Source organism: Roseomonas alba (genome assembly GCF_019430885.1).
GTDB classification, from domain to species: Bacteria; Pseudomonadota; Alphaproteobacteria; order Acetobacterales; family Acetobacteraceae; genus Neoroseomonas; species Neoroseomonas alba.
This window is the reverse complement of sequence record NZ_JAHYBZ010000009.1, coordinates 144,851-167,441: the sequence shown is the minus strand read 5'-3', so window position 1 is coordinate 167,441 and position 22,591 is coordinate 144,851. Positions and strand designations below refer to the sequence as shown.

Below are 22,591 nucleotides of genomic sequence, written 5' to 3'. Positions count from 1 at the left end.
TGGTTTGGAGGGGCAGCGCCCCTCCAATTCCGCCCTCACCGGCTATTCCTGGGCCCCACCGGCATGACAGCCCCGAAGGTCCCGAGTGCAGGGTCTGACGACCGCGCGCTTTCATGCCACGCTGTGGGTCGGAGGGATCGGCCCATGTTCTTCGACGGCTTTGCACTTCAATACCAGGAAGCGGCAGGCAAGCGCTTCCGCCTGCGCCGCGGCGGCGAGGGACCGCCGCTGCTGTTGCTGCACGGCAATCCGCAAACCCATGCGATGTGGCACAAGGTCGCGCCGGTGCTGGCGCGGCGCTTCACGGTCTATTGCCCCGACATCACCGGCTACGGCTTTTCGGCCAAGCCGCCGGTCAGCGCCGACCATGCGCCCTATTCCAAGCGGTCGATGGCGGCGGATCTCGTCGCACTGATGGCGGGCTTTGGGCATGCGCGCTTCCAGGTCGTCGCGCATGACCGCGGCGCACGTGTCGCGCATCGCATGGTGCTGGACCATCCGGCGGTGGTGGAACGCCTCTGCACCATGGACATCATCCCGACGCTCGAGCATTTCGAGCGCGTCGATATGGCCTTCGCCATGGGCTACTGGCACTGGTTCTTCCTCGCCCAGCGCCATCCGGGCCCGGAACGCATGATCCGCGCGGAGATCGAGCCCTGGTTCGACTTCCACACATCGCGCGAGCCGAAGCCCGCCGATTTCTTCCATCCGGAGGCGCGGGCCGATTATCTTGGCGCGCTGCACGAACCGGGGACCATCGAGGCCATCTGCGAGGATTACCGCGCGGCGACGACGATCGACCTCGACCACGACCGCACGTCCCGCGATGCCGGGGACACGGTGCGCTGCCCGATGCTCGCGCTGTGGGGTGCAAAGGGCAGCATCCCGAAATGGTACGACGCGGCGGAGGTCTGGCGGCGTTATGCCTCCGGTCCGCTGACCACGGGCGACGTGCTGTCAGGCCACTACCTGGCGGAGGAAGCGCCGGACGCGGTGCTCGCGCATCTGGACGGCTTTCTCAGCCAATGACGGCGTCCTCGGCCGGCAGCACCAAGTGCAGCCGGTTGCGGCCATCCGCAGTGCGCTTATAGACGAGCTCAGCGGCGACGCGGCGCAGCAGCGGCACACCCAGGCCGCCGACCGGCGCATCCTTCAGGCTGCCGGGCCTGACCGGCAGGGCCGCCTGGGTCGGATCGAAGGGCGCGCCGCGGTCCTCGAAGTCCAGGCCAGCATGCGCCCCGTCATGCCAGGCGGTGACGACGAGTTCCGGCGTGCCCCCGGCGGCGAAGCCATGGCGCAACGTGTTCAACGCGAGTTCTTCCAGCAACAGTTCGGCCCGCGCCGCGGTGTTGGGGCCGGCACCCTGGTCGCGCAGGAACGCCGCGACGGCGAGCTGCGCGGCGCGCAGCGCCTCCGTGCCCTCGTGCAGGATCAGGCGATAGGTCGCGCCCGCCGGCATCACGCCTTGATCTGCGCGCGGGCCGAGGCCTCGTCCACCAGCACCGGGATCAGCTCATCGAGGGCAGTGGTGCGGAAGACCTCGGCCACGGCGGGCTGGACGCCGAAGATCACGACCTTGCGGCCGGCCCGGTCGGCGGCGCGCGCGGCCGCGACCAGCATGCGCAGGCCGAGCGAGCCGACGAAGCTTACCGCCGTCATGTCCACCATGGCATGGCCGGCGGCGGCACGGATGCGAGCAGCGAAGACCGTCTCGACCTGCTCGGTGCCCGCCGCATCCAGGCGACCCTTCAGCACCAGGCGCAGCGGCCCGCCAGCACCATCCACCACCACCAGTTCCATCAGCGGATCTCCCAGTCTCGCCCGGCATCGCGCCGGGGCGTCATAGCAAGGAGCGGTGGCATGACACGGGCCTCAGGCGAAATCGAGTGCGACAAGTGACACATCGTCATCAAGCGGCCCCGGCCGCGCGGCGGTGCGGACGGCGCGCCAGAGGCGTTCAGGCTCGGCGATGCCCGGCATGGCGGCCGCCGTCAGCAGGGGCAGGAAGTCGCCGATGGTCAGTTCGCGGCCATCGGCGGTGACGATCTCGAAGGCGCCGTCGCTGAACAGGTGCAGGCGGGACCCGGGTGGGACGGTCACCTCAGCGCGGCGATAGGGCCAGTCAGGCATCATCCCCACCGGCGGGTTCTTCACCCACAGCGCCTGGGGCGCGGCCTCACCAGGCACAAGCAGGAAGCCCGGATGCTGCCCGGCGCAGCCGAAGCCGAGGATGCGCGTGCGCGGGTCGAACACGCCGTACCAGATGGTGAAATAGAGCCCGCCCTGGCGATCCATCTGGAAGCGGTCGTTCAGCGCGGCAAGCACTGCGGCCGCGTCGGTGAAATCGGTCCCCGGCAGTGAATGTACCCGCAGCAGGTTCATCACCGAGGCGGCAAGCAGCGCCGACCCCACCCCATGCCCGGAGACGTCCAGCAGCCACGCCGCGAAGCGATGCTGGTCGAGCCAGCCATAACCGAAGCCGTCCCCGCCGATATTCGTGGAGGGCACGAAGCGCCAATGCGCGCGCACCGGGCCATCCGGGATGGGCGGAGGCAGCAGCGCCTCGACATAGCGGCCGGCGCGGGCGAGGTCCTTCTCCACCTCCTCGGTCCGCGCGAAATCGGCGGCACGGCCGCTGCGATAGACGAGCGTGACCGGGCCGAGCGTCAGGCGCGCCCCGGGCGTCAGGCGCGTCGGCCCGTCGATCCGTCGCCCATCCACGATGGTGCCGTTGGTCGAGCCGAGATCGGTGACGACCGCCGCCTCCCCCTCCAACGCAATGACGCAGTGGCTGCGCGAGACATCGCCCGAATCCAGCACCAGCCCGGCCTGGGCGCCGCGGCCGATGGTCAGCGGCACGGGGCCGATGGCGACGCGGCGGGCCGGCTGGCCCTCGGTACCTTCAAGGTCGAGGAGATGGACGATGGGTTCCGCCGCCGCGACCGGCCCAGCCCGGCGGACCATGGTCCGCTCCTCCTCCGGCGGGTGGCGCTCGGTCGCGTCGCTGGTCATGGCAGCAGGCCAAGACCCTTGAGGTCCACGGCCCAGGGAAGGTCGGTGTCCTCGGTCGTCGCGCCGGAAGCGGTGATCAGCGCATGGGCCTGGCCGCGATGATGCGTCTGGTGGTTGAAGAAATGGGTGATCGTGATCCAGCGCGGCTGGGTCAGTTGCTGCTGCGTGGCACCGGAGAACCAGACCAGCGGTTCGGCCAGATGCTCGGGCGTCAGGCGACCGGCCCAGGCCTCGATACGGGCATCGGCCTCGACGCGCGCGGCCTTCAGCGCCGCCCAGTCCGCAACCATGTCCGGGCTGCCCTTGATGCCGACCGGCGGCTTTTCCCAGCCGTCGAAGCGGCTCATCCACTGGGTGTCGCCCCAAAGGAGGTGCGACAGGGTGCGGTGCAGGGACCCGAAGAAGGCGCCGCGGTCGAGGCGGCGCGCCGCATCGTCCAGCGTATCGGCGGCACGGTAGAGGCGGCGGTTCATCTCGGCATTGTAGGCCGCCATCATGCGGCACCAGTCCGGGCTGATCATCGCCTCTCTCCTATGGATCAGAGAGCCTTCCAGAAGAAGACGGTATCGCAGGGGCGGCGCTCCGAATCGATCTCGTAGCGCGGGATGCGACCGAGTTCGACCCAGGATTCGGCACGGTAGAGCGCCTCGGCCGCGCTGCCGGCCCGGGCGTCCAGGGTGAGGATATGCCGGCCATGGGCGCGCGCGGCCTGTTCCGAGCGGCGCATCAGGGCGCGGCCGATGCCGCGCCGGCGCATCGCCGGATCGACCATGAGCGTGCGGATGGTCGCGGCGTTGGGCGTCGTTTCCTCCACCGCGAAATCGATGGTGGCGCTGCCCGCGAGCCTCCCGTCGAGCCAGGCACCGAGCAATACGCGCGTCCCGGCTGCGACCGCCGCCGACGCCGCCTTCCAGAACAGCGTCGCGCGGTCGCGCGAGAGCGGCGGCAGGAAGGTGAGCGACGCGCCGTCGGCCACGCAAGCGATCAGCAGCTCGGACAGGCGGCGTTCGGCGGAAGCTGCCGCGGCGGCGTCCAGCGCCTCCACCACCAGACCCGCCGCGGGCTTGGCGTAGCGGAATTCCAGCGAGTGGGAGATGTCGTCGAGGATGCGGATCGAGCCGTGCCGGACATAGCCGAGCTTCTCGTAGAAGCCGTGCGCCCGGGTGAAGCGCGTATCGGTCCAGAGCACCATGCGCTCGGCACCCGATGCGCGCGCATGCGCTTCCGCGGTGTCGAGGAGCGCCGTCGCGAGGCCGCTGCCGCGCGCGGCGGCATCGACATACATGCGGCAGATCTCCCAGGCCTCGTCCTCCTTCAGCGGGCGAGTGCCGACCATGCCGACGAGGCGGCCATCCTGTTCCGCCGCCCAGAGCCTGCCGCCCTGGTCGCGGAACCAGGTGGCGAGGGCGCGCAGTTCGGGGACCTCGCCATCCACGTCGAGGATGCAGCCGGGGTACTCCGCCCAGCAGGTGCCGATCAGGGCGATGAAACCCTCGGCGTCGTCGTCGCGACCTTCGCGGATCATAGGAAGCGCAGTCCAAAAAGGTCGGAGGGGCTCTGCCCCTCCGAACCACCCCGCCAGGGGCCTGGAGCCCCTGGAGCACGATCTGTTGGTGCAGGACGCGACGGCCGCGCCAGGATGCTCATAGCGCGTGTCCTGCGCAAATGCGCGTCTCGGCAACCACTTTGCCAGCGGCGTCCGGCGCCAGGTTGAGGTTTCCAAAGGCCTTTCGGCCTTTGGTGGGGTGAGGTCCGGAGAGGGGTAGAGCCCCTCTCCGGCCGCCCTGGCCGATCACGCGAGTTCCTTGCAGAACTCCTGAATCCGCGCGCAGGCCTCGCGCAGGCTCTCCATGTCGGTCGCATAGGAAATGCGCAGATAGGGCGACATGCCATAGGCCGCGCCCTGCACCGCGGCGACGTATTTCTCCTCGAGCAGCGCGAGGGCGAAGTCGGCATCCGTCTCGATCTTCGTGCCGGCCTTGCTGGTCTTGCCGAGACAGCCCGCGACGTTCGGGAAGACGTAGAAGGCGCCTTCCGGCTTGTGGCAGACGATGCCGGGCGCGGCATTCAGCATGTCCACCACCATGTCGCGGCGCCGGCGATACTCCTCGGCGCGTTCGCGCACCAGATCCTGCGGGCCGTCCAGTGCGGCCGCCGCGGCGGCTTGGCCTACCGTGGACACGCCCGAGGTCGCCTGCCCCTGCATGTTCATCATCGCCTTGATGAGCTGCTTCGGACCACCGCAGAAGCCGATGCGCCAGCCCGTCATGGCATAGGTCTTGGAGGCGCCGTTGACCGTCAGGGTGCGGTCCTTCAGCTCGGGCGCCACCTCGGCGATCGTGCAGAACTCGAAGCCGTCATAGACGAGGTGCTCATACATGTCGTCGGTCATGACCCAGACATGCGGGTGCTTCTTGAGCACGGCGGCGATGGCCTGCATTTCCTCACGCGAGCAGGCGGCCCCGGTCGGGTTGTTCGGGAAGTTCAGCATCACCCACTTGGTCTTCGGCGTGATGGCGGCGTCGAGATCCTCGGGGCGCAGCTTGAAGCCGTTGTTCTGCGGGCAGGAGACGAGCACCGGCTTGCCGCCGGCGACCTTCGCCATGTCGGCATAGGAGATCCAGTAGGGGGCGGGGATCACCACCTCGTCGCCCGGATCGAGCGTCGCCATGAAGGCGTTGAAGATGCACTGCTTGCCGCCATTGGTGACGAGGATCTCGTCAAGCGCGTAGTCGAGCTTGTTGTCACGCTTGAACTTGCGCTGGATGGCGGTCTTCAGCTCCTTGGTGCCGTCCTGCGGCGGGTACTTGGTGTCGCCGGCGAGCGCAGCCTTGTGGGCGGCCTCGATCGCATGCATCGGCGTCGGGAAGTCCGGCTCGCCGGAGGCGAGGCTGATGACCTTGATCCCCTTCGCCGCGAGCTCGCGCCCCTTCATCGTCATCACGACGGAGGCGGAGATGGAGACCTCATTCATACGGGCGGCAAGGGCGGGCATCGGCGGGCACTCTTCCTTGGTGCTGGGAGGAGGCGACCCTATGCGCCCCGCCGCGCCCCGCCAAGCCACCTTCGGAAAGGGGGAGGCATGCCCGGCGGACAGTGCCCGGCCGCCAGGTGGGGGTCGATGCCGCTGAGCACCGCTCATGCCGTGTCATCGACGGGGCGGACGGCATGGTGCGCGGTGCCGGCGTCCCGGCAGCGCGCGCAGCCGTGGAGTCGCGGCCTCGCGGCAGCCGAAGGGTCCGCCGGTAGCGGGTTGCGCTTTGTTGCACGCAACCCCGGCAGGCCGCGGTCGGAGGCGGGCAGGATGCCAACAGTGATCCTGCCACGCCGCGGCCTGCTGGCCGGCATCGGCACCGCCATGCAATGCCGGCCGTCGCATAGAGGGCGCCCTCGCCCGGCCCTGCTGCGCCACGCCGGCGAGACCTGCCGCCTCACCCCACAGGCCATCGAGGGGCCCTTCTATCGCGACCCGAGCCTCGAACGCGCCGACATCACCGAGGGCAAACCAGGGGTGAAACTCGACCTGCGGCTGCAGGTCGTCGAAGGGGCGAATTGCCAGCCCCTGCCCGGCGCACGCGTGGATGTCTGGCACGGTGACGCACTCGGCGCCTTTTCGGGCTATCCTGGGCAGACCGATACGCATGCCGTGTCCACCGTCGGGCAGACCTTCCTGCGCGGCACCCAGTTCGCGGACAGCGCGGGACAGGTGGCGTTCAACACCATCTATCCGGGCTGATACCGGGGCCGGACGCCCCATGTGCATTTCAAGGTCTTCCTGGACAGCCGAACGGTGCTCACCGGCCAGTTCTACTTCCCCGACGCGCTGACGCCGTTCCTCTATGACAATGCCAGCCCCTGTCGCGATCGTGGCCGGCGGCGCGACACCACAAATGCGACAGACGGAATCCTGCGGGCGAGCGGCGGCGGACCCGAGCACAGCACCAGATTGGGCGAACCTCTCCCTTGTTCCCGGCCAGGGCGGAGGACGATAGCCGAGTCGCCTCGCGCTACGGCAGCGCGCCCGGCTCGCGTTCGCATAGCCAGTCGAAGGACTGTTCCGCGATGACGCGGAAGCCCTGCTTCTGCCAGAAGCCAAGGACGGCGCTGCCCTTCAGCACCTCGATCCGCACCGTCAGCGCCGCATGGCGGCCAGCCACGGCAGCGAAAACCGCGGCACCGAGGCCCCGCCCCTGCACCGAGGGCTCGAGATAGAAGGAATGGATCTCGACATGATCCGCGGCCGGCGTGGCGGCGATGCAGCCGACCCGGCGGCCATCCACCTCGACCACGGAAAGCGTGGCCGGATCGAACCCCGCGCGCATGCGCGTGCGCCGGCGATCAGGGTCGAAGCGGCCGACCCGATCCAGGTCGGCCCGCAACACGCGAATGGAGAGGTCGAGGAGCGGCTCGAAATCCGCTTCCTCGACCGGGCGCAGCGTGAAGGCCGCGCTCACTTCATCCCGGCGCAGAAGGCCTGGATGCGGGTGCAGGCTTCCTTCAGCGCCTCGTCCGAGGTCGCGTAGGAAATGCGGAAATGCCCCGGCGACAGGAAGGCCGCACCATGCACGGTGGCGACGCCGGCTTCCTCGAGCAGGGCGATGGTGAAGTCCTCGTCGGTCTCGATCTTCTTGCCGCCGGCGGTGGTCTTGCCGATGCAGCCATGGATGTCGGGGAACACGTAGAAAGCGCCCTCGGGCTTGTGGCAGCGGATGCCCGGGGCGGCGTTCAGCATGTCCACCACCATGTTGCGGCGGCGCTCATAGACTTGGCGCATCGCCTCGATGCTCTCCTGCGGGCCGGCCAGCGCCTCGACGGCGGCGGCCTGGGAGATCGAGGAGGTGCCCGAGGTGGACTGGCCCTGCAGCTTGTCCATCGCCTTGATCAGGGCGACGGGGGCGCCGGCGAAGCCGATGCGCCAGCCGGTCATGGCATAGGCCTTCGAGCAGCCGTTCATCGTCACGGTGCGGTCGCGCAGGCGCGGCTCGACCTCTAGGATCGTCGCCGGCTTGAAGCCGTCATAGACCAGCTTCTCATAGATATCGTCGGTGAAGACCCAGACGTTCGGGTGCTTCATCAGCACGTCCGTCAGCTTCTTCATCTCCTCGGCGTTGTAGGCGGCGCCGGTCGGATTGCAGGGGTTGTTCAGGATCAGCCACTTGGTCTTGGGCGTGATCGCGGCTTCCAGATCCTCGGCCGTCATCTTGAAGCCGTTGTTCTGGCCGCACTGGACGATCACCGGCTTGCCCTCGGCGAGCTCGACGATGTCCGGGTAGGACACCCAGCACGGGGCGGGGATGATCGCCTCGTCGCCCGGATTGATGGTGGCGAGCAGCGCGTCGAAGATGACCTGCTTGCCGCCGGTGGAGACGATGATCTCCTCCGGCTTGTAGTCGAGGCCGCTGTCGCGCGCGAACTTCTCGCAGACCGCCTTGCGCAGGGCCATGGTGCCGGCGACGTCAGTGTACTTCGTCTCGCCACGCTGGATCGCCGCGATCGCCGCATCCTTGACGTTCTGGGGCGTGTCGAAGTCGGGCTCGCCCGAGGACAGGCCGATCACGTCCTTGCCCGCCGCCTTGAGGGCCCGCGCCTTCGTCGTCATGGCGATGGTGAGCGACGGCGAAATGCGGTTGAGGCGATCGGCGATCAGGTTCATGGCTGGCCCGGAACGGTGTGTGGGGAAGGGCCGGACCCTAGTCCCGCCCCGGGCCGGCATCAACCCGGGACGGGCGCCCTTCCCCGCGCGATCAGCCCGGCAGGACGAAGGGCTTGGCGGCCGCCTCATAGGCCGCATAGCCCAGGGCCTGGCGGAACTCCGCCGGCGGCAGGGCGCCATCGGCCGCGGACTTGCCGGCCTTGAGCGCCGCCAGTCCGGCCTTCATCCCCGCCATCGCGGGGGATAGCGTCCCGGTCGGGAAGGTGCCGATCTTGAGGCCCAGCTCGGCCGCGCGCGCCTGGGTCGGCGTCTCGCGATCCGCACCCGGGGACAGCACCGCGAAATGCGGCCGGCCCTTCGACGCCGCGACGGCGCGCTTCACCTCCTCCTCATCCTTCGGGCTGTCGAGGAAGAGGATGTCGGCGCCTTCCTCGACATACATCTCGATGCGCGCCACGGCCTCCTCGATCCCCGCAGTCGGGCGGCAATCGGTGCGCGCCATGACCAGGATGCCGCTGTCCTTCGCGGCCGCGACGGCCGCGCGGACCTTCATGCGTACCTCCTCCCGCGGCAGGCAGGGCTTGCCGGCGGAGGTCAGGGCACGCGGGGTGATCTTGTCCTCGATGAGGATGGCGGCGGCCCCCGCGCGGCCATAGGCGCGCACCGTCCGCTGCACGTTCATCGCATTGCCGTAGCCATGGTCGCCATCGGCCAGGATCAGCAGATCGGGTGCCGCGCCACGCGCCATCTCCAGGCTGTTGAGCATCTCGGCGAAGGAGATGATGTCGAGATCCGGCCCGCCGAGGCGGCTCGCCGCGACGCAGGACCCCGAGAGGAAGGCCGTCTCGAAGCCGGCATCGTGGGTCAGCTTGGCGGTCAGCCCGTCCCAGATCGCCGGCATGGCAACGAAATCGGGCTTGGCGAGCAGGGCGCGGAAGCGGTCAGGCGGGGTCATGGCAGGTCCTTATTCATGGGTAGTCTCAGGGTCTGATTGGAAACGCGCCTTGCGGCACGATTCCATGTGCGGCACTGGCCCGCACCCCAACCCGGCCACTCACGTCAGTATCCTGGAATGGGTGGCCGGGCTGGGGGTGCGGGCCGGTGCCGGACTGTCCAAACAGTCTCTCAGTCGCGCCAGGGTTTGCGCGCCCAGATGGCGCGCAGCCTGACATCCTCCTCGAGGAAGAGGCGCTCCTGCGCCTCCGCCGTCATCGGGCGGAGTGGCAGGTTGAGCCGCGTCGCCTCGGCGATCCAGACGGGGTCGGCATTGGCCTCGGACACGGCATGGCGCAGCGCGTCCCGCATGCCGGCGGGCAGGTTCGGCGGGGCCACCATGCCGCGCGTGGACCCGCCCAGAACGGCGACCGCCTGGTCGCGGAAGGTCGGCACGCCCGGCGTGCCCGCCCAGCGTTCCGGCCCGCCCTGGGCGATGCCGCGCAGCGCGCCTTCGCGCAGCAGGGCGAGACCCTCGCTCATGTTGAAGGATCCGACATCGATGCTGCGGGACAGCAGGTTCTGGATGATCGGCGGCGTGCCGTTGAAGGGCACATGGGAGAATTCGACCCCGGCCGCGTCCTGCAGGGCGAGCACCAGCAGATGGTCGTCGCTGCCGATACCGGCCGTGCCGATCGTCACCTGCCCCGGCCGCTGCCGCGCCGCGGCGATCAGTGCCGCGACGCTGGTGATCGGGCTGTCGGCGCGGGTCCACAATCCGCAGGGGTCCTCGATGACATTGCCGAGGAAGGTGAAGTCCTGCACGCGGTAGCGCACCTGGCGTTCGATTGGCAGGGTGATGGAATTGGGCGCCTGGGCCGCGCCGATGGTGAAGCCGTCGGGCGCGGCCTGGGCAATGCCCTCGAAGGCCTGCTGACCGCCGGCGGTGGGGCGGTTGACTACGACGAAGGTCGCCCCCGCGAGGCGCTGTTGCATGAAGGGAAGAAAGCTGCGGGCCAGGATGTCCATCCCGCCGCCGGCGGGTCCGGGCACCAGGACCTGAATCGGCCGATCGCCTGGCCAAGCCGCGCGGGCCAGTCTGGGGGCCACCACTGTCGCAGCAGCGACGGTCGCGGCCAGGATGCTTCTCCGGCGCATGGTGTTTCCTCCTCGATGGGGCGCGCCCGTGCCGGGCGTCGTTGCGACGGCGATGCTACGGACTCGCGCCGGGAAGGCAATCCGCCGCGACTCAGCGCCGCGCGCGCATCAGCACTGTCGCCAGCGCAAGCATGGCGCCAACGGCGAGCACGATCACCGCACCGAGGGCGTTCACCTCCGGCGTCAGCCCACGCCGCAGCATGGCGAAGACGGCCATGGGCAGCGTCGTCCCTGCTGGCCCCGACACAAAGGACGCGATGACCACGTCGTCGAGCGACAGGGTGAAAGCGAGCAGCCATCCCGCCGCCAGGGCCGGCGCGATCAATGGCAGGGTGATGGTGCGGAAGGCGGTCGCGGGGGTTGCGCCGAGATCCATGGCTGCCTCTTCCAGGCTGCGGTCGGTCTCCGCCAAACGCGCCTGCACCACGACCGCGACGAATGCGGCGCCGAGCGTCGCGTGCGCCAGCAGCACAGTGAAGGCGCCACGGCCGTCCGGCCACCCCGTCGTGACTTCCAACGCCACGAAGAGCAACAGCAGCGAGAGCCCGGTCACGACCTCGGGCAGCACGAGCGGCGCGCCGATCAGCGCGCCGAACAGGGCGCGGCCGCGAAAGCGCCCGTAGCGCGCCAGCGCCCAGCCCGCCGCGCCGCCGAGCAACACCGCGAGCGTCGCCGCCCCCGCCGCGATGCGCAACGACAGGAACGCCGCTTCGACGATGCGTTCGTTCTCCGCCAGCGCGGCGAACCAGCGCAGCGAGAAACCGCCCCATTGGAAGGGAATGCGGTCCGCGCTGAAGGCGTAGATCACCAGCAGCAGGATCGGCAGCCAGAGGAAGGCGAAACCCGCCGTCAGCACGGCGGTAACGAAGCGGCCGCTGCTCATCCCCGTGCCTCAAGCCGCTGGAACAGGCGGATCGGGATCAGCAGCAGGACCAGCAGCGTCACGGCGAGCGCCGCGGCGACCGGCCAGTCGCGGTTCTGGAAGAACTCCTGCCACAGCACGCGGCCGACGAGCTGGGCCTCGGGCGGTCCCATCAGTTCGGGAATGACGAACTCGCCGGCCGCCGGGATGAAGACCAGCAGAAAGGCGGCCGCGGCCGCGGGCAGCGTCACCGGCAGTGTTACCGTGAAGAAGATCGTCGCCGGCCGCGCGCCGAGATCCGCCGCCGCCTCACCCAACGTCGGGTCGAGACGCAGCAGCGCCGCGAAGAGTGGCAGCACCGCGAAGGGCAGATAGGCGTGGATCATGCCGATCAGCATCGCGCCCTCGGTGTAGAGCAGCGGCAGCGGCTCATCCGTGATGCCGAGCCCCATCAGCAGACCGTTGATCCAGCCCTCGTCGCGCAACAGGCCGATCCAGGCGCCGACGCGTAGCAGGAACCCCGTCCAGAAGGGGAGCATCAGCGCGGCGAGCAGCAGTACGCGCCGCCCCGGCACCGCCCGCGCAATGCCCATGGCCATCGGATAGGCAAGCAGCAGGCAACCCCCGGCGGTCATCGCCGCGATGCGCAACGCGGCCAGCAGCGCGTCGAGGTAATAGGCATCCTGCGTCAGCGTCGCGAAGCCGGCGAGCGACCAGGCGAGGCGAAAGGGTGGCAGCCCGGAATCCGCCTCGGCCAGGGCGATGGCGAGGAGGATGCCCGCCGGCGCCGCGACGAAGACCAGCAGCCAGACCCAGACTGGCGCGAGGACCGCGAGGCGCCCCATCACGAGGCCAGCGCCACGACGTCGTCGGCATCCCAGGTGAGGGTCACGGCATCGCCGCGGGCGGGCGGGGCGCCGTCTTCCTCCGCATGGGCGACGCGCAGCACGGCACCCCCCGGCAGGCGCACCAGCAGCAGCGTGTCGTCGCCGCGGAAGGCGGCATCCTCGACGACGCCATGGGCGGTGTTGGGACCTTCGGCGGAGGGAACCACGCGGATGCGCTCGGGGCGCAAGGCCACGGCGACCGTGTCGGGCGCGATCGCGCCGGCGAAGGTGACGCCCGCCTCGGCGCTGTCGAAGCCCTCCGCCGCCGCCCGGCCTTCCAGCACATTCGCCGCGCCGAGGAAGCGCGCCACGAAACGGGTCGCCGGACGTTCGTAAATGGCACGCGGCGGACCGAGCTGCGCGATGCGTCCGCCCTCCAGAACAGCAACGCGGTCGGCGAGCGCCAACGCTTCCTCCTGGTCATGCGTCACCATCACAAAGGCGGCGCCGGTCTCGCGTTGCAGGGCGCGCAGCTCGAAGCCCGTGCGCTCCCGCAGCCCCGCATCCAGTGCGCCGAGTGGTTCGTCCAGCAGCAGCAGGCGCGGGCGCATCACCAGGCTGCGAGCCAATGCGACGCGCTGCCGCTGCCCGCCGGAAAGCTGATGCGGCCGGCGCGTCCCGAAGCCGTCGAGATGGACCATGGCCAGCGCCGCGGCGACGCGCGTCGCCGCTTCCGCACGCTTCACCCCGGCGCGGCGCAGGCCATAGGCGACATTGTCCGCCACGCTGAGATGCGGAAACAGCGCATAGGACTGGAACATCATGTTGATCGGCCGCGCCCAGGGCGGCGTCGCGGCGATCTCTGTGCCGTCCAGCAGCAGCCGGCCGGAATCCGGCGTCTCGAAGCCCGCGATGATGCGCAGCAGTGTGGACTTGCCGGACCCCGACCCGCCGAGCAGCGCGAAGAACTCGCCTTCAGCGATGGCGAGGTCGAGCGCATCCAGGGCCAGCGTCGGGCCGAAGCGCTTGGTGATCGCCTCGGCACGGAGAAGCGTCTTCAACGCCCCGCCTTGAAGCGCGACCAAAGCCGCGTGCGCAGCCGCTCCGCCTCGCGCGGCGGGGTGCTGGCGACGAAGGTGCGCGACAGCGCCTCGGCCGAGGGGAAGACATTAGGGTCGTTGCGCACCGCCTCGTTCACCATCGGCCGGCTGGCGGGCACGGCGTTGGGGTAGCGCACATGGTTGGTGATGCCCGCCATCACGTCGGGCTGCAGGATGAAGTTGATGAAGCGCTGCGCATCCTCGGGGTTCGGCGCATCGGCCGGGATCGCCATCATGTCGAACCAGAGCTGCGCGCCCTCGCGCGGCATGACGTAGCCGACCTCGACGCCGCGCCCGGCCTCGCGCGCCCGCACGCCGGCCTGGATCACGTCGCCGGAATAGGTCAGCGCGACGCAGGCCTCCCCCGTCGCCAGCGCATCGAGGATGGACGACGACGCGATGATCGCGCGCACATGCCGGCGGATGCCCATCAGCGCCTGTTCCACGGCGCGCAGATCCTCGGGCGCGTTGCTGTTGGGGTCGCGGCCGAGCCAGCGCAGCACGGACGGGATCACGTCGGTCGGGCTGTCCATGACCATGATGCCGCAGCGGGCGAGCTTCGCCGCATTCTCCGGCTTCAGCAGGATGTCGAGGCTGTCGAGCGGCCCCTCTCCCAGCGCCGCGCGCACGCGATCGATCCGGATGCCGAGGCCCACCGTGCCCCACAGATAGATCGCACCATGCCGGTTGTCGGGGTCGATGGCCGCGACGCGCGCCATCAGCACGGGATCGAGGTTGGCCCAGTTCGGCACCGCCGCGCGGTCGATCGGGCGCAACGCCCCGGCGCGCACCAGGCGGGCGAAGGTCGGCTCGCTGGTCGGGACGATAATGTCGTAGCCAGACCGACCCGCGGACAATCGTCCTTCCAGGGTCTCCAGGCTGTCATAGACGTCGTAGCGGACCCGGATGCCGGTCTCCCGCGTGAAGCGGGCGACGGCATAGGGGTCGATGTAGTCGGACCAGTTATAGACATTCAGCACCCGCTCCTGCGCCGCGGCCGGAAAGGCCAGGAACAGCAGGGCAAGCAGCGGCAGCAGGCGTCGGAGCATCGGCGCGGGTCCCTCGGGCGACGGTCGGCGGGGTCGAGGCAAGACTAACACGCACAGCCATCCTGCCATCCCCCGGCTACAGAAACAGGAATAGGTATTTTTACCTTGACCGCAGGTTGAATGTCCTGTATCCACCCGCTCACCACGGGGCGAGATGCGTCCGGCATCCACCCTGGTCCACCCCGACAGCCTGTCCCCCAGCACCCGCCCCCCGGCGGAAGGCCCGCGTGCGCCCTCCGCCCATGGCGGCCGAGGAGCCCCGCATGTCTTTTCTCCCCAGTGGCCTTTCGGCGCTGACCAACGCGAACGGCTTCACCCTGTGGCACTACCGCACCGAGGACAGCCGGACCACGGTGCTGGCGCCGGGCTACTTCGCCTCGGCCGGTCCCATGCTGCAGCCCGGCGACATTGTCATCGTCCAGGCCTCCGATGCCACGGCGCTGGTACCGATCCGCGGCGGCGCCATCACCGGCGGCGGCGTGACGGTGGATGCCGCGGGAGCCGCGCCGGCGCTGCTGCGCTCCGCGACGCTGCTGATCGACGTCGCGGTCGCGGCCACGGTCACGCCGCGGGCGATCGTGCTGGACCCGCCGCCCAGTCCGCTGTCCCAGGGCGACATCTTCACCACGGGGGCGAGCATCACCGGCCCCATGTCCCAGATCACCTTCCATTTCCGCACTGCGACCGGGGCGGAAGTCAGCGCGCCGCACACCGTCGCCGTCTTGGCCGGGCGCGCGGTAACCAGCTTCACCGCACCCCCGCCGGCGGGGGGCTACCGGCTGCTCGCCGTGGATGCCGCCGACCCGGCGAACTTCGCGCTGTCACCGCCCTTCGCGGTGACCCAGCCGCCCCGCCTGCTGAGCGAGACCGGCGGGTTGCTGCTGCTCGAGAGCGGCGGCGCACTCCTTCTCTAGGCCCCCCTTCCGTCCCGAGCCACAAGGGAGACTTTCATGTCCGATTCGAAGATCAGCCTGCTGCCCGCCATCGCGGCGGCGGCGGACAGCGACGTGCTGCCCATCGTCCAGGGCAGCGGCGGTTCCGCCGTCACGCGCCGCACCACGCTCGCGCAGCTGCGCAGCGGGATTCTCGCCGATCGTGCCTATCACGTCCGCGACTTCGGCGCCGTCGGCGACGGCGTGACCAATGACGCGCCGGCCATCCAGGCCGCGGTCGATGCCATGAACGCCGCCGGCGGTGGCGTGCTGGAGTTCGGCGCCCGCGTCTATCGCCTGGCAAGCCCCATCGTCGTCGACAGCGTCTCCATCATCTTCCAGGGCGCGGGCTTCACCGAAGGCTCGAACACCGCGGACGGCACCTGGTTCAGTATCACCACCACCGGCTTCACCCCCTTCACCTTCACCGGCGGCGGCGCACGCGGATCGGCCGTGCGCGACATCGCCATCCGTCAGACCCACGGCGCCGCGCAGGATGCGAGCTGGGCGCCGACCGACTACGACTTCGTCTTCCGGGTGCAGGACTGCCTCGGCCTGGTCGAGTTCCGCAACGTGTTCTTCGCCAGCATCAATCGCGGCATCTGGTGCGACAATTCGGGGCGGCTGAACATCGAGGGCCTGCGCGGCCAGGTCTTCACCACCGGCATCGAGATCGACCGTGCCTACGACACCTGCCGCATCCAGCACGTCCATTTCTGGCCCTTCGGCACGGCCGACGACGACGTGGTGCGCTGGCAGCAGCAGTATTGCGATGCGATCGTGATGCGCCGTGTCGACGGCATCTTCCTCGACGACCTCTTCGTGTTCGGCGCTCGGTCCATGCTGCGCTTCGCCTCCTCGGCCAGCGGCACGACCAAGAAGTTCTACGTGGGCAACCTCTATTCCGACTTCGTGCTCTATTCGATCTGGATCGAGGGCAACAACGTCACCGGCCAGATCGCGAACGCGACGACGCAATCCGAGATCTACAGCGGCGGCGGCCAGCCGCTTGCCGGCTCCAACGGCATCCGCATCGACGGCAACAATGCGCGTCTGCAGATCAGCAACCTGCGCCTCGATGATTCCCAGAGCAACGCCATCCGGGTCAACGGCTCCGGCAACCGGATCGACCTCTTCTCCCTGCGCGTCGAATACTACAACACGCTGAACGACGGCTCGGCGGCGATCCACCTCGCCAACGTCGCTTCGGGCACGCCGAATGTGGTGTATCTCGGCAGCCCGGCGCTGCTCGGGAACGGCAACTCCGGACCGTTCGTGAACAGCGGCACCAACGGCTATGTCTCCCTGGGCGCGCCGGCTGGCCGCAGCGATCGGCCGGGCTTGCAGGTCGGCGTCGACAACAGCGGCCTCTTCGCGCCGTCCGCGACGGAGGTCGCCGCCTCCGCCGCCGGGATCGAGGTGCTGCGAGCGAGCTCCAGCGGGGTCATCTCATTGGGCGGTGCGTCCGGGGCGCATGGCCTCGGCATCACGACGCCGGCCAACAGCGTCAATCGCGTGCTCATCAGCTCCGCGGCCGCCTCCGGCGTGCCCTCCATCGCCACCCAGGGCACGGATACCAACATCGCGCTCAACCTCGCCGCCAAGGGCACCGGCACAGTACGGCTGTGGACCCAGGGCCAGGTCGCCTTCGAGGCCTATTCGGCCGGCGGGCTGCCGCGCAACTACCTTCGCGCGGACGCTGCGGCGGCCGGCGGCACGCCACGCCTGTCCGTGCAAGGCCTCGACACGGACGCGCATCTCCAACTCACGCCGAAGGGTGCCGGCTATGTCGAAAGCACCGCACCGCTCCGCCTGGCGACCTACACTGTCTCCACCCTGCCTTCGGCGGCCGGCTTCGCGCGCTGCCTGGTCTTCGTCAGCGACGGCACATCGAACAAGCGCTTCGCAGTCAGCGACGGCACCAATTGGCGCTGGCCGGACGGCGCGGTGGTGAGCTGAGCGGCCCCCGGGTGAAGGACAGACAGCCATGACCGCTCTGACCGACTATGCCAAGAACCTCCTGGCCCGCGCCCTGATCGGGCGGCAGCCGAGCCTGCCGGCGGCTGTTTGGGTCGGCCTCGGCACCGGCGGCACTGACGCCGCCGGGCTGACGGGTGAACCTTCCGCCGCGGCTGGCTACGCCCGCCAGCCCTCTGCCTTCACCGGCAGCGGTACGCAGCGCAACGCGGCGTCGATCCGCTTCGGCTTCACCGGGGCCGTCGGCACCCTGACGCATGTCGGGCTGTTCGACGCAGTCTCGGGCGGCAATGCGCTGGCCTGGGCGGTGCTCGGTTCGCCGGCCACACTCGGCGCGGCGGGCAGCATCACCATTCCGGCCGAGAGCCTGACGGTGCTCGCCGACTGACCGTCACCAGGTCCGGGAGCGGATCCCCGCCCCGGCCGACCGGCCCGCATCCAGCAGCGCCTGGGTGCGGTCCATCGCCCAGGTCGCGCCCATATGCGGCCGCACATCACCATCGCGCTCATCCGTCACCGCGTAGGTGACGAGGTAGCCGCGCCCCGACCGCCCGGCGATGACGGCGAGTTCCACCACCATGAAGCCGATGTGCAGATCGGGCGTGCAACTGTCGTTGCGCTCGATCGCCATCCGCACTTCGCGCTGAAGCCCAGCGGTGAAGGCGAGCGTATCGTCCCGCGCCTCGGCATGGCGATCGACGCTGATGCAGGACGCCGCCGCCCCGCCCGACGAAACGGCGAGGCCCAGCATCGCCCTCGCCACGGTCTGACCGATCGTCACACGCACCCCCTGCCCTGTCCCGCCGAGGATGCCCCGGATGCCGAGCACCGGGCCAGCCTCACCCATCCCCCGTGAGGAACCCCCATGGATCCCCGCCAGACCCGCGGCTATCGCAACCGCAACCCGGGCAATCTCGACCATGTGCCGGCCAATCGCTGGCAGGGCCTGGCCGACCCGCCGATCGAGACGGTCCCGCCCGGCGGGCGGGCCCGCTTCGCCCGCTTCGTCTCCCACGAATACGGCATCCGCGCCCTGGCCGTGCTGCTGACGACCTATCAGGACCGGCACGGGCTCGACACCATCCGCGGCATCGTCTCGCGCTGGGCGCCGGGAGTGGAAAACGACACCGAGGCTTATATCGCCGCCGTGGCACGGCGGATGGACCGCCACCCGCGCCAGGCGCTCGACCTGCATCGCTACGAGGATCTCCGCCCGCTGGTCGAGGCCGTGATCGTCCATGAGCTCGGCGGCAATCCCTATGACCGCGCCACGATTGATGCCGGGCTGCGCCTCGCGGGCGTGGTGCCCGCAGGCCGCGCGGCGGTCGCGCAGACCGGCACGGCGCGCGCCGCGGCCGGCACGGCCGCCGCGGGGGCCGCGGCCGTGACGGTCGTGCAGCCCGCCCTCGATGCCGTCAGCCAGGCCGCCCCGGCGCTGAGCGTGCTGCAGACCCTGGCACCCTGGCTCGCCGTCGCGGTGATCGTCGCGGTCGCGGCCTGGTTCATCTGGCAGCGCGCGCGACGGGCGGCATGAGCGCCCTGACAGCCCTGTTCGCCGCCGCCTGGTCGCGCGCGGCGGGCTGGGTCGCGACGGCGGGGACGGTGCTCGCGCTGCTGCTCGCCGCCTATGCCGCCGGCCGGCGCGACGGCGGCGTTGCACAACGCCATGCAACCCTGGAACGCGCGGCCCGCGCGCGGGAGGTCAGAGATGAGGTGGACCGCGTTGTGGATCGCTCTGGCGATGCCCTTGGCGAGTTGCGCCGCGACTGGCGGCGGCGCTGACGCCTGTGGCCCCTGGCGGCCGGTCCTGGTCGACGACGCTGACAGCCTGACCCCGACCACGGCCCGCGCCATCCTGGCGCATAACCGCACGGGCGCGCGGCTCTGCGGCTGGTAACGCTGTCCGTCCGGATACTTTCCGGTAACCCTACCGGCCTATCCGGGCGATATGCGCGCTGCTCATGGCGCCTTCGCGTAAATTCTCTTGCATCAGGCGAAGTCACTGCATATTTTCCGGCCCGCGCCTGATGGTTCGGGCGCTGACGCCATCGCACGTGCCGCGAGGCCCGACCTTCCTGACGGGCCACAGCAACGACGGGACGCGTCCTTTGTTCGATCCGGCCATGCGTGTGGGCCGGAAGGTTCGAGGGAGCCGCCTGTGTCGCCTGACCGCCGCCTTGCGATGAGTAGCCATCGCATCAGCCGCAGCGCCTGATCCACGACGCTGCGCCGCCGTCCCGCCCCTAAGCCCGTTCCGCGGGCCGAGGGGATCGCGGGGCGTCGTCCGTGGCGGTCCGCCGGCAGGCTCCCTCATTCCCCGCCGCCGCGCCTGGCCCTTCCGGCCGTGGCGCGGCGGCGGGCGCGCCCACCCGTTTCCTCCAAGGCCAGATGCGATGACCCAGTTCCGTCCCCGTGGCGCCGTCGCGCCGCTCCGCCGCCCTGCCAGCACCCCGCGCCGCCCGAGCGTCGATGCGGTGATCACGTCGCTGCGCCCGGAGGAGCCGCTGCACTGCCTGCGCCCCGCAGCGGTGTCCGCGGCCGCGCGCGCCTTCGTCGCCGCCTTCCCGGGTGATGTGCTCTATGCCGTGAAGTGCAATGCCGAGCCGACCATGCTGCGCGCCATCGCGGCCGGCGGGGTCACGCATTTCGACTGCGCCTCGGAAGCCGAGGTGCGGCTGGTGCGCAGCATGTTCCCCGACGCCGCCATCCACTTCATGCATCCGGTGAAGTCCCGCGCGGCCATCCGCGCCGCCTGGTCGCAGGCGGGCGTGCGCGACTTCGTGCTGGATACCGATTCCGAGCTGACCAAGATCCTCGAGGAGACTGAGGGGGGCGCCGGCGATCTCGGCCTGGTGGTGCGGCTCGCGCTGCCGAAGGGCAATGCGGCCTATGACCTGTCGGGCAAGTTCGGCGCCGCGCCGGAGGATGCCATCGCGCTGCTCCGCGCGGCGCGGCCGCATGCCGCGCGGCTCGGGCTGTCCTTCCATGTCGGGTCGCAGTGCTGCGATCCGGCAGCCTGGACGCGCGCCCTCGCGCTCGCCGCGCAGGTGATCGCGGTCGCCGGCGTCGCGGTCGAGATCGTCGACGTCGGCGGCGGCTTCCCGGTCGCCTATCCGGGCAGCGAACCGCCGGCGCTCGACACCCTCATGGACGCGATCCGCGAAGGCGCGGCGCTGCTGCCCGAAGGCGTGCGCCTCTGGGCAGAGCCGGGCCGCGCGCTGGTCGCCGGCGGTGCCTCGGTCGTCGTGCAGGTGCAGTGCCGGCGCGGCGACGCGCTCTATGTGAATGACGGCGTCTATGGCGCGCTGTCGGATGCCGGCGCGCCCGGCTTCCGCTTCCCGCACCGGCTGGTCCGCCTGGATGGCGAGGCCGCCGCGGTGGAGCGCGCCTTTACGCTTTTCGGTCCGACCTGTGACAGCGCAGATGTGATGCGCGGTCCCTGGATGCTGCCCGCCGATGTGCGGGAAGGAGACTGGATCGAGATCGGCCAGCTCGGCGCCTATGGAACGGCGCTGCGCACGGCCTTCAATGGCTTCGATCGGGCGCATGTCACGGAAGTGTCTGATTCGCCCATGCTCGCAACGCCGGGCTATGAAGCCGCCGCGGCCCGCGCCGCCTGATACGGGGAATATTGTGGAAATGAAGCACGCCGCCTTCGACGGCCGCCTGGTCATGCTCGGCTTCGGGTCGATCGGCCAGGGCGTCCTGCCGCTGATCCTGCGCCATATCGACATGCCGAAGGACCGCATCGAGATCGTCACATCCGACGATCGCGGCGCTTCCATCGCGGCCGAATATGGCATTGCGCACAGCGTGCTGCCGCTGACGCGCGACAACTACGAGACCGTGCTGCGCGGCAAGCTGTCGCAGGGCGACTTCCTGCTGAACCTGTCGGTGGACGTGTCCTCGGTCGCGCTGATCATGCTGTGCCGCGAGATCGGTGCGCTCTACCTCGACACCTGCATTGAGCCCTGGCTCGGCGGCTACACCGACCCCTCGCTCAGCCCGTCCCAGCGGTCGAACTACGCGCTGCGCGAGAGCGCGCTGGCGCTGAAGACCGGCACAGGCCCGACCGCCGTGACGACGCATGGCGCCAATCCGGGCCTCGTCTCGCATTTCGTGAAGCAGGCGCTGCTCGACATCGCGCGCGACACCGGCCGCGATGCGACCGCGCCGACGACACGCGAGGGCTGGGCGAAGCTCGCCGCCGATCTCGGCGTGAAGGTCATCCACATCGCCGAGCGCGACACCCAGGTCGCCGCCGGCCAGCCCAAGAAGCGCGGCGAATTCGTCAACACCTGGTCGATCGACGGCTTCACCGGCGAAGGGTGCCAGCCGGCCGAACTCGGCTGGGGCTCGCATGAAAAGGCGCTGCCCGTGGACGGCATGCGCCACGAGTTCGGCTGCGACGCGGCGATCTACCTGATGCGCCCGGGTGCCTCCACGCGCGTGCGGTCCTGGACGCCGCTGGAAGGGCCGATGCATTCCTTCCTGATCACCCACAACGAGAGCATCTCGCTCGCCGACTACTACACGCTGCGCGATGCCTCGGGTGCCGTCGTCTATCGCCCGACGGCGCACTACGCCTATCACCCCTGCGACGACGCCGTGCTGTCGGTGCACGAATTCGCCGGCCGGAACTGGGAACTGCAATCCGAGAAGCGCCTGATGATGGAGGAGATCACCTCCGGCATGGACGAGCTCGGCGTGCTGCTGATGGGCCATGAGAAAGGCGCCTACTGGTATGGCTCCCGCCTCACCATCGAGGAAGCGCGCAAGCTTTGCCCGCACAACAACGCGACTTCACTGCAGGTCTGCGTCGCGGTGCTGGCCGGCATGGTCCATGCGATCGAGAACCCGAATGCCGGCGTGCTCGAAGCCGATGAGCTCGACCACGCCCGGGCGCTCGAGATCTGCTTCCCCTATCTGGGCGAAATGGCCGGCGTCTATTCCGACTGGACGCCGCTGCAGGATCGCGGGCAGCTCTTCCCCGAGGAAGTGGACGCCGACTGCCCCTGGCAGTTCACGAACTTCCGCGTGTCCTGACGCGCCGGAGAGGGGCGCCGCCCCTCTCCCCGCCCGCGCGAG

The 22,591-nt window shown here is 69.9% G+C and carries 24 protein-coding genes; 9 read left to right on the top strand and 15 right to left on the bottom strand.

Features of this window, described 5'->3' with window-relative positions; genetic code table 11:
- The first annotated feature begins 144 nt into the window (after positions 1 to 144).
- Positions 145 to 1,029, top strand: a complete 885-nt coding sequence (locus KPL78_RS23870) for an alpha/beta fold hydrolase (RefSeq protein ID WP_219765482.1) — start codon at positions 145 to 147, stop codon at positions 1,027 to 1,029.
- Here KPL78_RS23870 and KPL78_RS23865 read toward each other — a convergent pair.
- The 6 genes from KPL78_RS23865 to KPL78_RS23840 form a co-directional block, all read right to left on the bottom strand.
- Positions 1,019 to 1,459 (bottom strand): ATP-binding protein, encoded by a 441-nt coding sequence (locus KPL78_RS23865; RefSeq protein WP_255569400.1) that lies wholly within the window; start codon positions 1,457 to 1,459, stop codon positions 1,019 to 1,021. The two genes, KPL78_RS23870 and KPL78_RS23865, sit on opposite strands and share 11 nt — an antisense overlap.
- On the bottom strand, positions 1,459 to 1,800 hold the full coding sequence (locus KPL78_RS23860) for an STAS domain-containing protein (RefSeq protein ID WP_219765480.1): 342 nt from the start codon (positions 1,798 to 1,800) through the stop codon (positions 1,459 to 1,461). Before KPL78_RS23860 ends, KPL78_RS23865 begins: the two co-directional genes overlap by 1 nt.
- Positions 1,801 to 1,872: 72 nt before the next feature.
- The gene (locus KPL78_RS23855) at positions 1,873 to 3,012 is read right to left on the bottom strand and encodes a PP2C family protein-serine/threonine phosphatase (RefSeq protein ID WP_219765479.1); all 1,140 of its coding nucleotides are present in this window, start codon (positions 3,010 to 3,012) and stop codon (positions 1,873 to 1,875) included.
- On the bottom strand, positions 3,009 to 3,533 hold the full coding sequence (locus KPL78_RS23850; protein WP_219765478.1) for a DinB family protein: 525 nt from the start codon (positions 3,531 to 3,533) through the stop codon (positions 3,009 to 3,011). Before KPL78_RS23850 ends, KPL78_RS23855 begins: the two co-directional genes overlap by 4 nt.
- 17 nt (positions 3,534 to 3,550) lie before the next feature.
- Positions 3,551 to 4,537, bottom strand: a complete 987-nt coding sequence (locus tag KPL78_RS23845; protein WP_219765477.1) for a GNAT family N-acetyltransferase — start codon at positions 4,535 to 4,537, stop codon at positions 3,551 to 3,553.
- Between the two features lie 267 nt (positions 4,538 to 4,804).
- Positions 4,805 to 6,007, bottom strand: coding sequence for a pyridoxal phosphate-dependent aminotransferase (locus KPL78_RS23840; protein WP_219765476.1), 1,203 nt, complete (start codon positions 6,005 to 6,007; stop codon positions 4,805 to 4,807).
- Between the two features lie 318 nt (positions 6,008 to 6,325).
- Between KPL78_RS23840 and KPL78_RS23835 the strand changes: the two genes are divergently transcribed.
- A complete protein-coding gene (locus KPL78_RS23835; RefSeq protein ID WP_219765475.1) occupies positions 6,326 to 6,748 on the top strand; it encodes a dioxygenase family protein in 423 nt (140 codons plus the stop codon).
- Between the two features lie 271 nt (positions 6,749 to 7,019).
- Here the strand turns inward: KPL78_RS23835 and KPL78_RS23830 are convergent, their stop codons facing one another.
- From KPL78_RS23830 to KPL78_RS23795, 8 genes are all read right to left on the bottom strand, one after another.
- Positions 7,020 to 7,466: a GNAT family N-acetyltransferase gene (locus tag KPL78_RS23830; protein ID WP_219765474.1), complete on the bottom strand. Its 447-nt coding sequence runs from the start codon at positions 7,464 to 7,466 to the stop codon at positions 7,020 to 7,022.
- Entirely contained in the window at positions 7,463 to 8,665 is a 1,203-nt protein-coding gene (locus tag KPL78_RS23825) for a pyridoxal phosphate-dependent aminotransferase (RefSeq protein ID WP_219765473.1), read from the bottom strand. Before KPL78_RS23825 ends, KPL78_RS23830 begins: the two co-directional genes overlap by 4 nt.
- 91 nt (positions 8,666 to 8,756) lie before the next feature.
- Positions 8,757 to 9,620 (bottom strand): isocitrate lyase/PEP mutase family protein, encoded by an 864-nt coding sequence (locus KPL78_RS23820; RefSeq protein ID WP_219765472.1) that lies wholly within the window; start codon positions 9,618 to 9,620, stop codon positions 8,757 to 8,759.
- 170 nt (positions 9,621 to 9,790) lie between these two features.
- The gene (locus KPL78_RS23815; protein WP_219765471.1) at positions 9,791 to 10,756 is read right to left on the bottom strand and encodes a tripartite tricarboxylate transporter substrate binding protein; all 966 of its coding nucleotides are present in this window, start codon (positions 10,754 to 10,756) and stop codon (positions 9,791 to 9,793) included.
- Between the two features lie 91 nt (positions 10,757 to 10,847).
- Positions 10,848 to 11,639: an ABC transporter permease subunit gene (locus tag KPL78_RS23810; RefSeq protein WP_219765470.1), complete on the bottom strand. Its 792-nt coding sequence runs from the start codon at positions 11,637 to 11,639 to the stop codon at positions 10,848 to 10,850.
- On the bottom strand, positions 11,636 to 12,463 hold the full coding sequence (locus tag KPL78_RS23805) for an ABC transporter permease (RefSeq protein ID WP_219765633.1): 828 nt from the start codon (positions 12,461 to 12,463) through the stop codon (positions 11,636 to 11,638). Before KPL78_RS23805 ends, KPL78_RS23810 begins: the two co-directional genes overlap by 4 nt.
- On the bottom strand, positions 12,463 to 13,506 hold the full coding sequence (locus KPL78_RS23800; protein ID WP_219765469.1) for an ABC transporter ATP-binding protein: 1,044 nt from the start codon (positions 13,504 to 13,506) through the stop codon (positions 12,463 to 12,465). The genes KPL78_RS23805 and KPL78_RS23800 overlap by 1 nt, the downstream gene beginning before the upstream one ends.
- Positions 13,503 to 14,594 (bottom strand): polyamine ABC transporter substrate-binding protein, encoded by a 1,092-nt coding sequence (locus tag KPL78_RS23795; protein ID WP_219765468.1) that lies wholly within the window; start codon positions 14,592 to 14,594, stop codon positions 13,503 to 13,505. The genes KPL78_RS23800 and KPL78_RS23795 overlap by 4 nt, the downstream gene beginning before the upstream one ends.
- 263 nt (positions 14,595 to 14,857) lie before the next feature.
- Here KPL78_RS23795 and KPL78_RS23790 point away from each other — a divergent pair, with 263 nt between their 5' ends.
- From KPL78_RS23790 to KPL78_RS23780, 3 genes are read left to right on the top strand one after another with little or no spacing between them, the layout of a single operon-like run.
- On the top strand, positions 14,858 to 15,508 hold the full coding sequence (locus tag KPL78_RS23790) for a hypothetical protein (RefSeq protein ID WP_219765467.1): 651 nt from the start codon (positions 14,858 to 14,860) through the stop codon (positions 15,506 to 15,508).
- 36 nt (positions 15,509 to 15,544) lie between these two features.
- Positions 15,545 to 17,485: a glycosyl hydrolase family 28-related protein gene (locus KPL78_RS23785; protein WP_219765466.1), complete on the top strand. Its 1,941-nt coding sequence runs from the start codon at positions 15,545 to 15,547 to the stop codon at positions 17,483 to 17,485.
- Positions 17,486 to 17,513: 28 nt separating this feature from the next.
- A complete protein-coding gene (locus KPL78_RS23780; protein ID WP_219765465.1) occupies positions 17,514 to 17,891 on the top strand; it encodes a phage tail fiber protein in 378 nt (125 codons plus the stop codon).
- Positions 17,892 to 17,894: 3 nt separating this feature from the next.
- On the opposite strand, the gene KPL78_RS23775 is transcribed toward KPL78_RS23780, so the two are convergent.
- On the bottom strand, positions 17,895 to 18,332 hold the full coding sequence (locus tag KPL78_RS23775) for a hypothetical protein (RefSeq protein WP_219765464.1): 438 nt from the start codon (positions 18,330 to 18,332) through the stop codon (positions 17,895 to 17,897).
- A 36-nt stretch (positions 18,333 to 18,368) separates the two neighbouring features.
- On the opposite strand from KPL78_RS23775, the gene KPL78_RS23770 reads away from it, so the two are divergent.
- The 4 genes from KPL78_RS23770 (at position 18,369) to KPL78_RS23755 (ending at position 22,549) form a co-directional block, all read left to right on the top strand.
- Positions 18,369 to 19,037 carry a structural protein gene (locus tag KPL78_RS23770; protein WP_219765463.1) on the top strand — a complete coding sequence of 223 codons (669 nt, stop codon included), beginning with the start codon at positions 18,369 to 18,371 and terminating at the stop codon, positions 19,035 to 19,037.
- Complete coding sequence (locus KPL78_RS23765; protein WP_219765462.1) at positions 19,034 to 19,285, top strand: hypothetical protein; 252 nt, start codon at positions 19,034 to 19,036, stop codon at positions 19,283 to 19,285. Before KPL78_RS23770 ends, KPL78_RS23765 begins: the two co-directional genes overlap by 4 nt.
- A 611-nt stretch (positions 19,286 to 19,896) precedes the next feature.
- On the top strand, positions 19,897 to 21,123 hold the full coding sequence (locus tag KPL78_RS23760) for a type III PLP-dependent enzyme (protein ID WP_219765461.1): 1,227 nt from the start codon (positions 19,897 to 19,899) through the stop codon (positions 21,121 to 21,123).
- Between the two features lie 19 nt (positions 21,124 to 21,142).
- Complete coding sequence (locus KPL78_RS23755; RefSeq protein WP_219765460.1) at positions 21,143 to 22,549, top strand: homospermidine synthase; 1,407 nt, start codon at positions 21,143 to 21,145, stop codon at positions 22,547 to 22,549.
- The last annotated feature ends 42 nt before the right edge of the window (positions 22,550 to 22,591 follow it).

Excerpts from the sequence above, each read along its gene's own strand:
- KPL78_RS23760 (WP_219765461.1), top strand. The coding sequence starts at position 19,897 with ATGACCCAGTTCCGTCCCCGTGGCGCCGTCGCGCCGCTCCGCCGCCCT.
- KPL78_RS23805 (WP_219765633.1), bottom strand. The coding sequence starts at position 12,463 with ATGGGGCGCCTCGCGGTCCTCGCGCCAGTCTGGGTCTGGCTGCTGGTC.
- KPL78_RS23840 (WP_219765476.1), bottom strand. The coding sequence starts at position 6,007 with ATGCCCGCCCTTGCCGCCCGTATGAATGAGGTCTCCATCTCCGCCTCC.
- KPL78_RS23860 (WP_219765480.1), bottom strand. The coding sequence starts at position 1,800 with ATGGAACTGGTGGTGGTGGATGGTGCTGGCGGGCCGCTGCGCCTGGTG.
- KPL78_RS23810 (WP_219765470.1), bottom strand. The coding sequence starts at position 11,639 with ATGAGCAGCGGCCGCTTCGTTACCGCCGTGCTGACGGCGGGTTTCGCC.
- KPL78_RS23795 (WP_219765468.1), bottom strand. The coding sequence starts at position 14,594 with ATGCTCCGACGCCTGCTGCCGCTGCTTGCCCTGCTGTTCCTGGCCTTT.
- KPL78_RS23865 (WP_255569400.1), bottom strand. The coding sequence starts at position 1,459 with ATGCCGGCGGGCGCGACCTATCGCCTGATCCTGCACGAGGGCACGGAG.
- KPL78_RS23820 (WP_219765472.1), bottom strand. The coding sequence starts at position 9,620 with ATGACCCCGCCTGACCGCTTCCGCGCCCTGCTCGCCAAGCCCGATTTC.
- KPL78_RS23765 (WP_219765462.1), top strand. The coding sequence starts at position 19,034 with ATGAGCGCCCTGACAGCCCTGTTCGCCGCCGCCTGGTCGCGCGCGGCG.
- KPL78_RS23870 (WP_219765482.1), top strand. The coding sequence starts at position 145 with ATGTTCTTCGACGGCTTTGCACTTCAATACCAGGAAGCGGCAGGCAAG.
- KPL78_RS23755 (WP_219765460.1), top strand. The coding sequence starts at position 21,143 with ATGAAGCACGCCGCCTTCGACGGCCGCCTGGTCATGCTCGGCTTCGGG.
- KPL78_RS23855 (WP_219765479.1), bottom strand. The coding sequence starts at position 3,012 with ATGACCAGCGACGCGACCGAGCGCCACCCGCCGGAGGAGGAGCGGACC.
- KPL78_RS23825 (WP_219765473.1), bottom strand. The coding sequence starts at position 8,665 with ATGAACCTGATCGCCGATCGCCTCAACCGCATTTCGCCGTCGCTCACC.
- KPL78_RS23770 (WP_219765463.1), top strand. The coding sequence starts at position 18,369 with ATGGATCCCCGCCAGACCCGCGGCTATCGCAACCGCAACCCGGGCAAT.
- KPL78_RS23815 (WP_219765471.1), bottom strand. The coding sequence starts at position 10,756 with ATGCGCCGGAGAAGCATCCTGGCCGCGACCGTCGCTGCTGCGACAGTG.
- KPL78_RS23850 (WP_219765478.1), bottom strand. The coding sequence starts at position 3,533 with ATGATCAGCCCGGACTGGTGCCGCATGATGGCGGCCTACAATGCCGAG.
- KPL78_RS23780 (WP_219765465.1), top strand. The coding sequence starts at position 17,514 with ATGACCGCTCTGACCGACTATGCCAAGAACCTCCTGGCCCGCGCCCTG.
- KPL78_RS23790 (WP_219765467.1), top strand. The coding sequence starts at position 14,858 with ATGTCTTTTCTCCCCAGTGGCCTTTCGGCGCTGACCAACGCGAACGGC.
- KPL78_RS23785 (WP_219765466.1), top strand. The coding sequence starts at position 15,545 with ATGTCCGATTCGAAGATCAGCCTGCTGCCCGCCATCGCGGCGGCGGCG.
- KPL78_RS23845 (WP_219765477.1), bottom strand. The coding sequence starts at position 4,537 with ATGATCCGCGAAGGTCGCGACGACGACGCCGAGGGTTTCATCGCCCTG.